The sequence below is a fragment of the Pseudomonas sp. EA_5y_Pfl2_R50 genome (assembly GCF_963970475.1).
Taxonomy (GTDB): domain Bacteria; phylum Pseudomonadota; class Gammaproteobacteria; order Pseudomonadales; family Pseudomonadaceae; genus Aquipseudomonas.
The window spans coordinates 219,296-235,250 of sequence record NZ_CAXAPT010000002.1 but is presented as its reverse complement, the minus strand read 5'-3'; the positions used below and the strand labels follow the sequence as shown (position 1 = coordinate 235,250).

The 15,955-nt window shown below is 60.1% G+C and carries 14 protein-coding genes; 2 read left to right on the top strand and 12 right to left on the bottom strand.

Annotated features, from left to right (window positions below; all coding sequences use genetic code 11):
• Positions 1-10 precede the first annotated feature (10 nt).
• The 8 genes from hutH to hutC form a co-directional block, all read right to left on the bottom strand.
• The gene (hutH, locus tag AACY19_RS04310) at positions 11-1,534 is read right to left on the bottom strand and encodes a histidine ammonia-lyase (RefSeq protein ID WP_339448267.1); all 1,524 of its coding nucleotides are present in this window, start codon (positions 1,532-1,534) and stop codon (positions 11-13) included.
• 133 nt (positions 1,535-1,667) lie between these two features.
• Positions 1,668-2,498 carry a quaternary amine ABC transporter ATP-binding protein gene (locus AACY19_RS04305; RefSeq protein ID WP_007909304.1) on the bottom strand — a complete coding sequence of 277 codons (831 nt, stop codon included), beginning with the start codon at positions 2,496-2,498 and terminating at the stop codon, positions 1,668-1,670.
• Positions 2,495-3,346 (bottom strand): ABC transporter permease, encoded by an 852-nt coding sequence (locus AACY19_RS04300; RefSeq protein WP_339448264.1) that lies wholly within the window; start codon positions 3,344-3,346, stop codon positions 2,495-2,497. The genes AACY19_RS04305 and AACY19_RS04300 overlap by 4 nt, the downstream gene beginning before the upstream one ends.
• Before the next feature lie 83 nt (positions 3,347-3,429).
• Positions 3,430-4,398 carry an ABC transporter substrate-binding protein gene (locus AACY19_RS04295; RefSeq protein WP_339448262.1) on the bottom strand — a complete coding sequence of 323 codons (969 nt, stop codon included), beginning with the start codon at positions 4,396-4,398 and terminating at the stop codon, positions 3,430-3,432.
• 70 nt (positions 4,399-4,468) lie between these two features.
• Positions 4,469-5,941, bottom strand: coding sequence for a purine-cytosine permease family protein (locus AACY19_RS04290; protein WP_339448260.1), 1,473 nt, complete (start codon positions 5,939-5,941; stop codon positions 4,469-4,471).
• A gap of 176 nt (positions 5,942-6,117) precedes the next feature.
• Positions 6,118-7,785, bottom strand: coding sequence for a urocanate hydratase (gene hutU / locus AACY19_RS04285; protein ID WP_339448258.1), 1,668 nt, complete (start codon positions 7,783-7,785; stop codon positions 6,118-6,120).
• Between the two features lie 403 nt (positions 7,786-8,188).
• Positions 8,189-8,758 carry a HutD/Ves family protein gene (locus tag AACY19_RS04280; RefSeq protein ID WP_339448256.1) on the bottom strand — a complete coding sequence of 190 codons (570 nt, stop codon included), beginning with the start codon at positions 8,756-8,758 and terminating at the stop codon, positions 8,189-8,191.
• The gene (hutC, locus tag AACY19_RS04275) at positions 8,755-9,465 is read right to left on the bottom strand and encodes a histidine utilization repressor (protein ID WP_339448889.1); all 711 of its coding nucleotides are present in this window, start codon (positions 9,463-9,465) and stop codon (positions 8,755-8,757) included. Before hutC ends, AACY19_RS04280 begins: the two co-directional genes overlap by 4 nt.
• Before the next feature lie 146 nt (positions 9,466-9,611).
• On the opposite strand from hutC, the gene AACY19_RS04270 reads away from it, so the two are divergent.
• Complete coding sequence (locus AACY19_RS04270) at positions 9,612-10,976, top strand: formimidoylglutamate deiminase (protein ID WP_339448254.1); 1,365 nt, start codon at positions 9,612-9,614, stop codon at positions 10,974-10,976.
• 121 nt (positions 10,977-11,097) lie between these two features.
• Here AACY19_RS04270 and AACY19_RS04265 read toward each other — a convergent pair whose 3' ends face one another.
• Positions 11,098-11,667: a lipocalin family protein gene (locus AACY19_RS04265; RefSeq protein WP_339448252.1), complete on the bottom strand. Its 570-nt coding sequence runs from the start codon at positions 11,665-11,667 to the stop codon at positions 11,098-11,100.
• Positions 11,668-11,697: 30 nt separating this feature from the next.
• Positions 11,698-11,952 (bottom strand): outer membrane protein assembly factor BamE, encoded by a 255-nt coding sequence (locus tag AACY19_RS04260; protein WP_150604007.1) that lies wholly within the window; start codon positions 11,950-11,952, stop codon positions 11,698-11,700.
• A 283-nt stretch (positions 11,953-12,235) separates the two neighbouring features.
• Between AACY19_RS04260 and AACY19_RS04255 the strand changes: the two genes are divergently transcribed.
• A complete protein-coding gene (locus AACY19_RS04255) occupies positions 12,236-14,128 on the top strand; it encodes a methyl-accepting chemotaxis protein (protein ID WP_339448245.1) in 1,893 nt (630 codons plus the stop codon).
• A gap of 109 nt (positions 14,129-14,237) precedes the next feature.
• On the opposite strand, the gene AACY19_RS04250 is transcribed toward AACY19_RS04255, so the two are convergent.
• Both AACY19_RS04250 and AACY19_RS04245 read right to left on the bottom strand, forming a co-directional pair.
• Positions 14,238-14,840: a DUF924 family protein gene (locus AACY19_RS04250; protein ID WP_339448243.1), complete on the bottom strand. Its 603-nt coding sequence runs from the start codon at positions 14,838-14,840 to the stop codon at positions 14,238-14,240.
• A gap of 3 nt (positions 14,841-14,843) precedes the next feature.
• Entirely contained in the window at positions 14,844-15,854 is a 1,011-nt protein-coding gene (locus tag AACY19_RS04245; protein ID WP_339448242.1) for a class 1 fructose-bisphosphatase, read from the bottom strand.
• Positions 15,855-15,955 lie beyond the last annotated feature (101 nt).

Below are 15,955 nucleotides of genomic sequence, written 5' to 3'. Positions count from 1 at the left end.
TGGGTATTGGTCAGTGCAAATTCGGTAGAACGTGGTGCGGCAGATTCGGTTTTTTCAACACGCTCGCGGCAGCGGCAATGTCCGGGGCCAGCCAGCGATCCTGATCGTAGGCCGGAACTGTTTCACGCAGCAGTCGCCAGGCGACATCGGTACCCGCGCCGAAGCGTTGTTCCTTGAGGAATTCAAAGGCCTGCGCCGCCAGCAGATATTCGATGGCGAGGATCTGGGTGCAGTTTTCCAGGGCGCGATGCAGCTTCAGCGCGGCGTTGGTGCCCATGCTCAGATGGTCTTCCTGCAAGCCCGAGGTGATGTAGTTGTCGAGCACCGCCGGTTGCGCCAATTGGCGGTTTTCCGCACACAGCGACGCGGCGACGTATTGCACGATCATCATCCCGGAGTTCACCCCCGGATTGGCCACCAGAAATGCTGGCAGGCCACTGACATGCGGGTTCACCAGACGGTCGAGGCGACGCTCGGCAATCGAGCCGATTTCGGCCATGGCAATCGCCAGCAGGTCCGCCGCCATCGCCACCGATTGACCATGCGGGTTGGCCTGCGACATCACCCGGAAGTTGTCCGGCGTGCCGAGCAACAGCGGGTTATCGGTGCAGCCGTTGAGTTCGGCTTCGACCTGTTTGATCGCATGTTCCAGTTGATCGCGTGCAGCGCCGTGCACTTGCGGGATCGAACGGATGCTCAGCGCATCCTGGGTGCGAATGCCTTTGCTCGACGCGATCACTTCGCTACCGTCGAGCATCGCGCGCAGATTGACGCCCACCTGCTGCATGCCGGGGTGCGGTTTCAGCGCGATGATCTCGGCGTCGAAGGCATCGATCTGACCGCGCTGTGCTTCAAAACTCATTGCGCCAATGACGTCGGCCCATTGCACCAGCCGTGTTGCGTCAGCAATTGCCAGACAGCTCAGGCCGGTCATGCACGGCGTGCCGTTGACCAGGCACAAGCCGTCTTTCGCGCCGAGTTGCACTGGCTCAAGACCTTCCTCGGCCAACGCCTGTTGTGCGCAAATAATCTGCCCGCGATAGCTGACATTACCGACGCCGAGCAGCGCGATGCCAATGTGCGCCATGTGCGTCAGGTAACCCACCGAACCTTGCGCCGGCACTTGCGGGGTGATACCGCGATTGAGCAGCGCCAGCAGCGCTTCGACAACACGCCGGTGGATGCCGGATTTGCCTTGGCTGTAGTTGTGAATGGCGGCGCAGATGATCGCGCGGGTCTGCTCGTCGGCGAGTACCGGGCCCACGCCGCAGGCATGGCTGAGCAAGGTGTTGCGCGAGAGCTGGCTGAGCTGTTCGTCTTGCAGCGAGACGTTGGACAAACCGCCCAGACCGGTGTTGACGCCATAGGCACGCTCGCCGCTTTCGACGATGCGCTGGACGATGCCTTGCGCGTTTTCAATGCGCGCCCAGGTGTCGCTCGACAGCTCAAGTGGCGCGCCGTGACGAGCGACGGCGACCACGTCCTGCCAACGCAGAGGGCGGCCTGTGATAACGATTTTTTCAGCCTGGGACATCATTAACCTCATCCGAACATTGATGCAGCTGTGACGCCGCCTTCGCGAGCAGGCTCGCTCCCACATTGGAATGCAGTCTCCTGTGGGAGCGAGCCTGCTCGCGATGAGGCCAGCCCAGCCAACACAAAACTGCTTAAACCACCGCCGCCCGCCGCTGCACGAACCGGTCTACGTACTCATCCGCCGGCGAATGCAGAATCTCGCGCGGCGTGCCGACCTGAATCAATCGCCCATCCTTGAGAATTGCAATGCGGTTGCCGATGCGCACCGCCTCATCCAGGTCGTGGGTGATGAAGACGATGGTCTTGTGCAAAGTCTTTTGCAGTTCCAGCAACTGGTCCTGCATCTCGGCGCGGATCAGCGGATCGAGGGCACTGAACGCCTCGTCCATGAGGATGATGTCGGTGTCTGCCGCCAGGGCGCGGGCCAGGCCGACACGCTGGCGCATGCCGCCCGAGAGCTGGTGCGGGTATTTGTTTTCGTAGCCCTTCAGGCCTACGGTGTTGATCCAGTGCAGCGCGCGTTCCGAGCACATCTGCTTGCTCTCGCCGCGCACTTTCAAGCCGTAGGCGACGTTGTCGAGCACGGTCTTGTGCGGCAGCAGGCCGAAGCTCTGAAATACCATGCTGATCTTGTGCCGGCGAAATTCGCGCAGGGCGTCCATGTCGTATTGCAGGATGTCCACGCCGTCGACGAGGATCGCGCCACTGGTCGGGTCGATCAGCCGATTGAAGTGGCGCACCAGCGTCGATTTGCCTGAGCCGGAGAGGCCCATGATCACGAAAATCTCGCCGGTGCCGATGCTCAGCGACAGGTCGTTGACCCCGACCACGCAACCGGTTTCGCTCAGCACCTGATCCTTGGTCTTGCCCTGACCCACCATGGCCAGGGCATCCTTGGCGCGGTTGCCGAAAATCTTGAAGACGTTTTTGACTTCGATCTTGCTCACGGTTGCGTTGCTCATTTGTTCACCTCATGCCGTGGCCGACCATACGCCTGAGTAATGCGGTCGATGACCACTGCGAGAATCACGATCGCCAGACCGGCTTCGAGGCCACGTCCGACATTGAGGGTCTGAATCCCCACCAGCACATCTTCCCCCAGGCCACGGGCGCCGATCATCGAGGCGATTACCACCATCGACAGGGCCATCATGGTGGTCTGGTTGATCCCGGCCATGATGCTCGGCAGCGCCAGCGGCAGTTGCACGCCGAACAGTTGCTGCCAGCGGTTGGCGCCGAAGGCGTTGATCGCTTCCATCACTTCGCCGTCGACCTGACGGATGCCCAGATCGGTCAGGCGAATCAGCGGCGGCGCGGCGTAGATCACGGTGGCGAAAATCGCCGGCACCTTGCCCAGACCAAACAGCATCAGCACCGGGATCAGGTACACGAAGCTTGGCATGGTCTGCATGATGTCGAGCAGTGGCATCAGCACCGAACGCAGGCGATTGCTGCGCGCCGAGAGAATCCCCAACGGAATGCCGATCAGCACCGAAATGATCGTCGCGACCATCATCAGCGCCAGCGTCTGCATGAGTTTGTCCCACAGGCCGACCGCGCCAACGAGGAACAGCAAACCGACGATGACCGCCGTGGTTGCCACTTTACGTGTCGCGTGCCAGGCGACCACACCGACGATGGCCAGCATCAACCACCACGGCGCCGCACGCAGCAGGCCTTCAAGGTTGACGATGGCCCACAGCAGGGTGTCGGAGATTTGGCGGAACACATCACCGTAGTTGGTGACCAGCGAATCGACCCAACCGTTGACCCAGTCGGCGATGGAAAAGGTAAAGCTTTCGGGAAACATAAGCGGCTCTCAATCAGACATCTCAATCAAGCGTTGACGGCATATCTCCCGGCCAGCCTCGCGGTTGACCGGGAGGTATCGACCTACAGCGCCGCGTCGATTTTCCTGGCTGCGTCTGCACTGACCCACGCGTGCCAGACTTCAGGATGTTCCTTGAGGAAGATTTTCGCCAGTTTTGGCGACTCGATACGTTCCTTGGCCATGCGGCCCAGGTTCTGGTTCAGCAGGTCGATCGGCAGGTTGACCTTTTCCAGCACGGCGACCAGTTCCGGAGCTTCGTCGTGGAAGGTTTTCGACAGGCCGACCTTGATGCTGACGGTCTTGTCGACGCCCGGTTTTTCTTCCAGTTTGACCGCGTCGATCTGGCCCATCAGCGGCGTTGGCGACCAGTAGTAGAACAGGATCGGCTCGCCACGCTTGTAGCTCGATAACACTGCCGCATCCAGTGCTGGACCTGTACCCGGACGGAAGTTGGTGTAGCTGCTTTCCAGGCCGTAGCTTTTCAGCATTTCGCTATTATCGAGTTCGCAGGTCCAGCCGGCCGGGCAGTTGTAGAAGCGGCCCTTGGACGGCTCTTCGGCGTCCTTGAACACGGCGGCGTATTTGCCCAGATCAGCAATGTTTTTCAGGTCCGGGGCTTTCGGTTCAAGCTTGCGCTTGGCGTCGCCTTCGATCACGTAGCGCGGCACGTACCAGCCTTCCACCGCGCCGACGACCGGAGCGCCGACACCGACAACCTTGCCGGCCTTCTCCGCCTTGTTCCAGACCTCGCTGCGGCCGACCCATTCTTCGGCGAACACTTGAATATCGTTGCTGCTCAGGGCGTTTTCCATGGTGATGGAGTTGCCCGGCAGGCTGTCGGTCTTGCAGTCGTAGCCTTTCTCCAGCACCACTTGCAGCACGTCGGTCAGCAGCATGCCGCTTTCCCAGTTCAGGCCGGCGAATTTCACCGGTTTGCCCGATTCGCACCAGCCGGCGGCCTGGGTGGCACCGGCACCGGCCAACAGGCCCATGGACAGCAAAGTGGTCAGCAGGGTCTTGTTCGATTTCATTGTTGTGACGCTCCTAATCATGAATTGGCTTACGGCAGTCAAGAGGCATCCAGCCCTGTCTACGTCCAAATCAGGCCTGTGCCGCAGCGCGACCGGCCCCGCTTGTTTTAGGTTGTACAACGCTGTTCTGCTCGACCGGCAGAATCAGCTGATCGGGTACCGCGCTGTGCCATTTTTTTGCGCACACGTAGTAAACGGCAGCCGGCAGCACCAGACCGATGATCCAGGAAATATCCACGTCACCGAGGGCGGCCACCAGCGGACCGGTGTAGAACTTGGTCGAGATGAACGGCAACTGCACCAGCACGCCGAACACATAAACGCTGATCCCCAGCAGGTTCCAGCGCCCGTAGCGACCGTTCGGATCGGCCAGCGCTGGCACGTCATAACGCTCACGGGTGATGCAGTAGTAATCCACCAGGTTGATCGCGCTCCACGGGGTGAAGAAGGCGAGCAGGAACAGGATGAACGACTTGAACGCACCGAGGAACGAGTGCTGCCCGAGCAGTGCGATGAGGGTCGCTGCGCCGACGATCACCAGCACGAACACCAGACGCTGCAGGCGCGTAACGGTCAGATGACCTTTGAAGCCGCTGATGATGGTGGCGATGCACATGAAGCTGCCGTAGGAGTTCAGCGTCGAGATGGTCACCTTGCCGAACGCGATGCTGAAATACAGCAACGCAGCGGTGGCACCGGTGCCGCCCAGACCGACGATATAGGCCACTTCATGACCGGCGAATTGACCGTTGGCCGAAGCCGCCGCGAACACGCCGAGAATCATCGCCACTTGCGCACCGACCACTGAGCCGGCACCGGCAGCGAAGAAAGTTTTTACCGCCGAGGTGTTGCTTGGCAGGTAACGGGAATAGTCAGCCACGTATGGGCCGAACGCGATCTGCCAGGAGGCCGCGAGCGACACCGCGAGGAGGAAGCTGCTCCAGCTGAAATGACGGATTTGCAGAAGTGCGCCGACGTCGGTCTGACTCATCAGGCGCCAGAACAGGAACACGAAGGCAATCACGCCAATGACGCTGGCAACGCGACCGATCCAATGAATCACGCGATAGCCGAGCACCGTCACCAACACGATGACACTGGCAAAAATCAGGATGCCGACGCTGTCGCTGACATTAAACAGCTGACCCAGCGCCTGGCCGGACAGTACCGTGCCCGTTGCGGTGAACCCCAGGTACATCAGGCACACCAGCACTATCGGAATGGCCGCGCCGTAAACGCCGAACTGCACGCGGCTGGAGATCATTTGCGGCAAGCCCAGTTTCGGACCTTGCGCCGCGTGCAGCGCCATCACGCCACCACCCAGCAATTGACCGATCAGCAGACCGATCAACGACCAGAACACATCACCCCCCAGCACCACGGCCAGGGCCCCAGTGACGATTGCGGTGATCTGCAGATTGGCACCCATCCACAGGGTGAACTGGCTGAACAGACGACCGTGTCTTTCCGCTTCCGGGATGTAGTCGATCGAACGCCTCTCGATCAACGGTTTGTTGCCTGCACGATCGGTGGTGACAGCCATGATTCAACCTCTGTGGATTGTTATTCGGGTTCACTGAGCGCCTTGCGTGGGCTGCTTTTGGTGGGAGCGGGCTTGCTCGCGAAGGGGTCAGCACATTCGAAAGCATGTGCTGCCTGATCCAACGCATTCGTGAGCAAGCCCACTCCCACCCAAAAGCATTTCCCACAGATCGGCTTTTATTTGCCGGTAATCATCGGCAGGTTCAGGCCCTGTTCCTTGGCGCAATCGATGGCGATCTGGTAGCCGGCATCGGCGTGGCGCATGACGCCGGTGGCCGGGTCGTTGTGCAGGACGCGCGCAATGCGCTCGGCCGCTTCGTCCGTACCGTCGCAGACAATCACCATGCCCGAGTGCTGCGAGAAGCCCATGCCGACGCCGCCGCCGTGGTGCAGGGAAACCCAGGTCGCGCCGCTCGCGGTGTTCAGCAACGCGTTGAGCAGTGGCCAGTCGGACACGGCGTCGGAGCCGTCCTGCATCGATTCGGTTTCACGGTTCGGGCTGGCGACCGAGCCGGAGTCGAGGTGATCGCGACCGATCACGATTGGCGCCGACAGCTCACCACTGCGCACCATTTCGTTGAACGCCAGACCGAGCTTGGCGCGCAGGCCCAGACCGACCCAGCAGATACGCGCCGGCAGACCCTGGAAGCTGATGCGCTCGCGGGCCATGTCCAGCCAGTTGTGCAGGTGCGCGTCGTCCGGGATCAGCTCTTTGACCTTGGCGTCGGTTTTGTAGATGTCTTGCGGATCGCCCGACAGTGCCGCCCAACGGAACGGGCCGATGCCACGGCAGAACAATGGACGGATATAGGCCGGTACGAAGCCTGGGAAATCGAACGCGTTTTCGACGCCCTCTTCTTGGGCCATCTGACGGATGTTGTTGCCGTAGTCGAAGGTCGGAATGCCTTGCTTCTGGAATTCCAGCATGGCTTTGACGTGTACGGCCATCGACTGCTTGGCGGCTTTGATCACAGCGGCCGGTTCGGTCTTGGCGCGGGCGCGGTATTCGTCCCAGGTCCAGCCGGCTGGCAGGTAACCGTTGAGCGGGTCGTGGGCGCTGGTCTGGTCGGTGACCATGTCCGGGCGCACGCCGCGCTTGACCAGTTCCGGCAGAATTTCTGCGGCGTTACCGAGCAGGGCGATGGAAATCGCTTTGCCTTCCTTGGTGTATTTGTCGATGCGCGCCAGGGCGTCGTCGAGGTCCTTGGCTTGCTCGTCGACATAGCGGCTTTTCAGGCGGAAATCGATGCTCACTTGCTGGCATTCGATGTTCAGCGAGCACGCGCCAGCCAGGGTTGCCGCCAAAGGTTGTGCGCCGCCCATGCCACCGAGGCCGGCAGTCAGGACCCACTTGCCGGTAAGGTTGTCGTCGTAGTGCTGGCGACCGGCTTCGACGAAGGTTTCGTAGGTGCCTTGAACGATGCCCTGGCTGCCGATGTAGATCCAGCTGCCGGCGGTCATCTGGCCGTACATGGCCAGGCCTTTGGCGTCGAGTTCGTTGAAGTGCTCCCAGCTTGCCCAGTGTGGCACCAGATTGGAGTTGGCGATCAGTACGCGCGGTGCGTTGCTGTGGGTCTTGAACACGCCGACCGGCTTGCCAGATTGCACCAGCAGGGTCTCGTCGTCGTTCAGGTTGGTCAGGCTTTCAACGATCTTGTCGTAGCATTCCCAGTTACGCGCGGCGCGACCGATGCCACCGTAAACCACCAGCTCTTTCGGGTTCTCGGCGACTTCCGGGTCAAGGTTGTTCATCAGCATGCGCAGCGGCGCTTCGGTCAGCCAGCTTTTGGCGGTCAGCTTGTTGCCGCGCGATGCACGGATTTCGACGTCGCGAAACTTAGTCATTTTGTTGTCAGTCACGAAAGAGACTCCTCAGCGATCAATTCAAACCAACCCTGGCAGTGGGCAAGCAGCCTGCGCGCATCGATGCGCGACAAGCGAATCAGTGGACGCTGCGGAGAGTCTCGACCGACTCATACGCATACGTCTTTACTTGTACATACAAGCATATGCAATCAAGCGGCCAACTTGTTGGAGACGCGCTCAAGAAAAAATGCGGACAGGGCTGGAGAGCGCCTGAATCGAGGGTTCTGGCGTGGATGAAATTTTTCGCAGGGGGATTTTGTTCGGATAGGGTTTTGTTAAAGGAGCGTGGCTTTGCGCCACGCTGGGGCGTTCGGTAACAAGTTGGTGCGTGGATGGAAACAAGATTCGGGATCGTTCCCACGCTCTGCGCGAGAACGATCAGTCAGCGCGAAGTGAGCTCAATAACGCAGCAAGCGGCATTGGTTGAAACTTCGACCAACCCAACGTTACCGTCCAGTTGCAGACAGTCATGGCGTCCCAACTGTGAAACGCTGTCACCGGCCTGCACTTGCAGCAGCTCACTGACACTGAACACCAGCAGCGTCTTCGCCGAACTGAAGAACCGCTGCTCGCCGTCCAGCCACTGCAACCGCGCGCTGTAACGCTGCGGCGCGTAGATCAGATTGAAGTCGCGAATGACGCCGCCCAGCAGCGTGCATGAAACCTGGCTTTCGCCGCTGAAGGCGAACGGGTCGAGCGGTAACAGCGGCCGAGTGTCGTCGCCATCGACGCACAGGGTCATGCCGTCACCCTGCAACACCGTAATCACTCGCTGATAGCCTGCGAATGTCGAGAAACCGCCCGACTCGGCAATGTCGGCAATCGACAGGCGCCAGCCAAAACCATCCAGACCGGCGCCCGCGTCGCGGGTGATTTCCTCAGTGCTGCCGCCGCCGTTTTTCCACGGCATGCGCGGGTAGCCTTCGGCGCGTAAAACCTTTAAACCATTCATTTGTGAAAGCGCCCTTCGAGACGATGACGGGAACCCGGGTGAATCAATCGCGCCGCCGTCACCGGCTGACGCCCTGACCAGGTGCGGCGACGAATCAACAGGCAGGGCTCGCCTTTTTCAATCTGCAGCAACTTGCATTCGGAAGGCTCGGCAAGGATCGCTTCAACCACATGCTCACCTTCAGTCAGCGGCGCGACCTGGTTGAGATAGGCGTAAGGCGTTTGCAGGGTGAAGTCTTGCTTGAGGTATTCCGGGGCGACCAGTGCGTTGACGAAACGGTCTTCGATTTGCACCGCAATGTCGTTTTCGTAATGCACGATCAGCGAATGAAACACCTTCTGCCCTTCACGCATGTCCAGCGCCAGCGCGCGCTCGGAACCGGCGGCCTCTTCTTCGAGGGTAATGACCTGGCAGGTATGGCGATGGCCCCGGGAGGCGATTTCGTCGGCAATGTTATGCACTTCGAACAACGCGGACTGGCTCTTCGGTTCGGCGACGAACGTACCGACGCCTTGCATGCGTACCAACAGACCGTCGGCGGTCATCTCACGCAATGCGCGGTTGATGGTCATGCGGCTGAAACCGAGTTGATTGACCAGCTCGCTCTCGGACGGCACGCGGTAGTGCGGCGGCCAGTTTCCGCTGTCGATCTGCTGGGTGATCATCTGTTTGACGCGGGCGTACAAGGGCGCCGGACTGTCGCCCATGTTCGCGGCCAACGGGGAGACTGGAGGCGGAGTCGGCACGGTTGATCCCTGTTCATTGGATGAAAGTGGCTAGCTTGCCGGAGTTTACCGAGCAGGCAAACGTCTGTATATGTATATACAAATAACACACGATGGGGTGCTGAACCATGTCCGCCTTCTTTGCCGAACGCGCGCTGCTGCCTAACGGATGGGCCAACAATGTACGTCTTGAGGTCAGCGCCGAGGGCCTGCTGACCCAAATCCAGGCCGATTCCACTGCAGATGGCGCCGAACGGCTGAGCGGCCCGTTGCTGCCGGGAATGCCCAATCTGCACTCCCACGCCTTCCAGCGAGCGATGGCGGGACTGGCCGAAGTGGCCGGCAATCCGAATGACAGTTTCTGGACCTGGCGCGATCTGATGTATCGGCTCGTCGGAAAAATCAGTCCCGATCAGCTCGGCGTGATCGCCCGTCAGTTGTACATCGAAATGCTCAAGGCTGGTTACACATCGGTCGCAGAGTTTCATTACGTGCACCACGACAGCAATGGTCAGCCTTATGCCGATCCGGCTGAGCTGGCCTTGCGCATCAGTCAGGCGGCGAGCGAAAGCGGCATCGGCCTGACCCTGCTGCCGGTGCTGTATAGCCACTCCGGTTTTGGCGGACAAACGCCGAATGACGGCCAGCGTCGCTTTATCAACAGCACCGAAAATTACCTGAATCTGCAGTCACGCTTGCAGCCAATGCTGGCGCAGCAAAAGGCGCAATCACTGGGCCTGTGCTTCCACTCCTTGCGCGCGGTGACGCCGCAGCAAATCAGCGAAGTATTGGCGGCCAGCGACAAGCAATGCCCGATTCACATCCACATTGCCGAACAGCAGAAGGAAGTCGACGACTGCCTGAGCTGGAGCGGTCGCCGTCCGCTGCAATGGCTTTACGAAAACACCGAAGTCGATCAGCGCTGGTGCCTGGTGCACGCCACTCACGCCAATCCTGAAGAAGTCACGTTGATGGCCAAGAGTCGCGCCATCGCCGGCCTGTGCCTGACGACCGAAGCGAACCTGGGTGACGGGATTTTCCCGGCGGTGGATTTCCTCGCGCAGGGCGGACGCATGGGTATCGGTTCCGACAGCCATGTGTCGCTCAGTGTCGTGGAAGAGTTGCGTTGGCTGGAATACGGCCAGCGTCTGCGCGATCAGCGACGTAACCGTTTGTATGGCGCGGAGCAGCCGATAGTCGGGCGCACGCTGTATGACGCGGCGCTGGACGGTGGTGCGCAAGCGCTGGGGCAACCGATTGGTGCGCTGGAGGTGGGCAAGCGTGCGGACTGGATTGTCCTTGATGGCAACGATCCGTATCTGGCGACGGCGAGCGGTGACGGGATTTTGAATCGCTGGCTGTTTGCCGGTGGCGATCGTCAGGTGCGCGATGTGCTGGTCAACGGCCAGTGGGTGGTGCGTGATGGCCGGCATGCCGGGGAAGAGAACAGTGCGCGCGCGTTCACCCAGGTCCTGCGCGACCTCCTGGGCTAACACGCAGAACCCATTGTGGGCGCTAGCCTGCTAGCGATGAGGGCATATCAGTCGACAACGTTTTGACTGATACACCGCTATCGCTAGCAGGCTAGCTCCCCCATTGGTTTTGCAGTGTTCTTTAGTTCGAGGTTTTGGCCATCTGCCGATCCGACGCACGCCAGATCAGGCGCGTGGTGTCATAGCCCTGCTGACGCGCCTTGCTCAGCAACTCTTCACGCACCACACCGTTGACCGTCGGCGTGCGTGACAGCAACCACATGTACTTGCGACTCGGGTCGCCGACGATGGCGGTCTTGTAGTCGTCGCTGACGTACAACACCCAGTACTCGCCTTTGGCCACACCTGGAATCAAACGAGAAAACCAGGTATCGAATTCGACCCACAACTTGTCGGTCTTGCCCGACACCTGTGGATAAGCCGTGCCCTTGACCTCTTCCCATTGCCAATCGGCGGTCAGGCAGCGGTTGAACACGCCGAGGTTGCCGTCAGGCTTGAGGGTGTAGCGCGCTTCGGATTGCGCGCAATTGCGTTGGAAGTACATCGGCAAACGCGCCAGCTCGTACCAGGTGCCCTGATAGCGCTTGAGATTGACGCTGTTGACGGTTTTCGGCGCCAACGGGTCGACGCCGGAACTGGCGCAGCCGGCCAAGACCAGGCCGGCAAAAAGGATCAGCAATAACCGCTTCATTTTTCTTCTCCGTGGGCGCGAAGCCCCGGTTTACTTCAGGCCTTGGCCGGAAAACATCAGCACTTTGTCACCGGCGTACTGCACGCTGATAAAGCTGTTCTTATCGCCCCAGGTGCAACTGGACATGCCGAGCGCGCCCGAGCAATCGGTCGGTTTGCCGAGCAGGGTCTCGACTTCGGTCTTGGCCATACCGGCCGAGAGCTTCGAGTAGTTTTCCTGATTGACCTTGCTGCATGCGGCCAACAACACGCAAAACGACAGAAGGGCGAGAGATCGCAGCGACATGGTGAAACTCCTGGAACGAGGGGGGGATGGCATGGTGCCAACCAGAAGCTTAGAAGAGAAAACCCTCATCTGGTTCCCTGGCGATACGGCTATTTATTAGGCCGCCCGTCTGGCTTTTGCCGATAAATCAGACGCTTTGTAAGGCTATTGAGCATTTCGTCGCCTTTCGCACAATACGCCTAATCTTTGGCGCGTCGCGGTCGAAATAAGAGCAGCGCAAAGCCCCCGAAGTGTGGCAAATTGCCGCCCTTTCTTGACCAGCCCCTTCGCGGTAGCTCATTCGATGACCAGAAACATGAAATTCAGCCACAAGATCCTGCTGGCTGCCGCCCTCGTGGTGGCCGTTGCGTTCGCCTGTTTCATCCTGTTCAACGACTATCGACAGCGCGAAGCCCTGAACACCAGCACCGAAGCGTCGATGCAGGAACTCGGCAGCCTGACCACCAGCAACATCCAGACCTGGCTGGAAAGCCGTATCCAGTTGCTGCAATCGCTGTCACAGCAAGTGGCCGTCGACGGCAATGCCCCGGCCAGCCTGAAACGCATCATCGACCTACCCGCCTACACCGGCAATTTCCAGCTCAGCTATTTCGGCGGTGCTGATGGTGTGATGTTCTCGGTGCCGGCCGGCAACCGCGCGCCCGACTACGATCCACGCGCCCGTGGCTGGTACAAAGCCGCCAACAGCGCGCAACAGACCATCGTCACCGAACCGTACATCGCCGCTTCCTCGGGCAAACTGGTGATCACCGTTGCCACGCCTGTGCAGCGCCAAGGCCAGATGCTCGGCGTCGCTGGTGCGGACATCGACCTGACCAGCGTCAGCGCGATCATCAACTCGCTGAATTTCGGCGGCCACGGGCATGCGTTCATCGTCAGTGCCGACGGCAAGATCCTGATTCACCCGGACAGCAAACTGGTGCTCAAGACCCTCGCCGAGGCTTATCCGAACGGCGCGCCGAAAGTCAGCCCGGGCCTGAAGGAAGTCGAGTTCGACGGCAAGACCCAACTGATCTCCTTCACCCGCGTCAACGGCGTGCCATCAGCCGACTGGTACGTGGCGCTGGTGCTCGATAAAGACACCGCGTTCGCAATGCTCAGCGAATTCCGCACCTCGGCGCTGATCGCCATGATCATTGCCGTGGTGATCATCATCGCTCTGCTCGGCATGCTCATCCGCGTATTGATGCAACCGCTGCTGACCATGGGCCGCGCGATGCACGACATCGCCGAAGGTGAAGGCGATCTGACCAAGCGTCTGGTGATCCACGGCAACGACGAGTTCGGCGCGCTGGGCACCTCGTTCAACCGCTTTGTCGAGCGTATCCATACTTCGATTCGCGAAGTGTCCTCGGCCACCGGCCAGGTCAATGAAGTCGCCCTGCGCGTGGTCGCGGCGTCGAACTCGTCGATGTACAACTCTGACCAGCAAGCCAGCCGCACCAACAGCGTCGCTGCGGCAATCAATCAACTCGGCGCAGCCGCGCAGGAAATCGCTCAGAACGCCGCCCTCGCCTCGCAGCATTCCAGCGACGCGCGCAGCCTCGCGGTCGACGGTCAGCAGGTGGTGGATAAAACCATTCATGCGATGCAGCAACTGTCGGCGAAGATCAGCGATTCGTGCGGCAACATCGAAACCCTGAACAGCAACACAGTGAACATCGGCCAGATTCTGGAAGTGATCACCAGCATTTCCCAGCAGACCAACCTGCTCGCACTGAATGCCGCTATCGAAGCGGCGCGAGCGGGCGAAGCCGGTCGTGGTTTCGCCGTGGTTGCCGATGAAGTGCGCAATCTGGCCCACCGTACTCAGGACTCAGCGCAGCAAGTGCAGAAGATGATCGAAGAACTGCAAGTCGGGGCGCGTCAGGCGGTCAACATCATGACCGAGAGCCAGCGCGAGAGCGAAAGCAGCGTCGGCATCGCCAACCAGGCCGGCGAGCGTCTGGGCAGCGTGACCCAGCGAATCGGCGAGATCGACGGGATGAACCAGTCGGTGGCAACGGCGACTGAAGAGCAGACTGCTGTGGTCGAGTCGATCAACGTTGATATCAACGAGATCAACACGCTGAATCAGGAAGGCGTGGAGAACTTGCAGGCGACGTTGCGGGCTTGCTCGGATCTGGAGCAGCAGGCGGCGCGTCTCAAGCAATTGGTCGGCAGCTTCCGCATCTAAGGCGCTGCCACTGGCCTCTTCGCGAGCAAGCCCGCTCCCACAGGGGGAACGCATTCCAAAATGCGGGAGCGGGCTTGCTCGCGAAAGCGGCATCAGCCGTAATGAAGATTTAGAACCGTGACCCCGGCTCAGAAAGAAACACCAACTCTTCAGCCGTAGACTCCCGCCCCAACACCGCATTGCGATGCGGAAACCGGCCAAACCGCGCAATCACTTTCTGATGTCGCTCGGCATAGTCGAGATTGTCGGCAAACACCGCCCGTTCCGCCTCTGGCTGTTCAGCCACCAGTTCGATAAATCGGGAAACGGCTTCGTTCTGCACCGCAAGGTTTTCGCAGTGTTCTAACACCAGATAGATGAACACACGCTGGATCGGTTTTAGCTGCCGATCAAAATCCGCCGCAATGCCTTGCGCAACGAGCTTCTGTGCGCGCTGATCACCGGAGAAGGCTTTGGGAGAATTGCGAAAAATCATGCGCGGCAGTTGATCGAGCAACAGCACCACCGCCAGCCAACCTTCGGGACGTTGCGTCCACCCGGTCAATTCGCCAGCCAGGGCCTGATCGACAAAGACCCCGAAACACTCACGCGCTTCGAGGTCTTGGCTGTCTCGCTTGCCGAACCACAACTTGCCCTTGTCAGCCGATACCTCGTCCGGGGATTCGGCGTGTCCGAACCACCAATCGAGCAACGGCTGCCAGGGCGCGGTCATGATTTATTCCTTGTGGTAGGCCGTAGCGCGTGCGACTTCTTCTTTCGAGCCAAGGAACACCGCTACGCGCTGGTGCAGGCCTTCCGGCTGGATGTCGAGAATGCGCTGATGACCGTCGGTGGACGCGCCGCCGGCCTGTTCCACCAGGAACGACATCGGGTTGGCTTCGTACATCAGACGCAGTTTGCCTGGCTTGGACGGCTCACGGCTGTCGCGCGGGTACATGAACAGACCGCCACGGGTCAGGATGCGGTGCACGTCGGCGACCATCGCCGCGACCCAACGCATGTTGTAGTTCTTCTTCAGCGGACCTTCTTCACCGGCCAACAGCTCGCCGACGTAGCGCTGTACCGGGGCTTCCCAGTGACGCTGGTTGGACATGTTGATAGCGAATTCCTGGGTCGATTCAGGAATGGTGATGTTTTCGTGGGTCAGCACGAAGCTGCCCATTTCGCGGTCCAGGGTGAAACCTTTGACGCCGTCACCGAGGGTCAGCACCAGCATGGTCTGCGGGCCGTAGATCGCGTAACCGGCGGCAACCTGTTGAGTGCCTGGCTGCAGGAACGCTTTCTCGTTCAGCGGCTCGTTCTGGCTCAGGTATTCATTCGGGCAACGCAGTACCGAGAAGATGGTGCCGACCGGGGCGTTGATGTCGATGTTCGACGAACCGTCCAGTGGGTCGAATACCAGCAGGTACGCGCCTTTCGGGTATTTGCCCGGGATCTGGTAGGCATTGTCCATTTCTTCGGACGCCATGCCGGCCAGGTGACCGCCCCATTCGTTGGCTTCGAGCAGGATCTCGTTGGAGATCACGTCGAGTTTCTTCTGCACTTCGCCTTGGACGTTCTCAGTGCCCATGCTGCCCAGAACACCACCCAGGGCGCCTTTGGACACGGCGTGGCTGATCTCTTTGCAGGCACGCGCCACCACTTCGATCAGGAAGCGCAGATCGGCAGGAGTGTTATTGCTGCGGGTCTGCTCAATCAAATAGCGACTCAGGGTAACGCGGGACATGGACGGCTCCGGTGGAATGGGGGGCTAAAAACCCGCGCAGTTTACAGGGAGTCTGAAAACGTAGCGAGCGAAGACGCCCGGTAACGTGCGTTGGGGTGTAA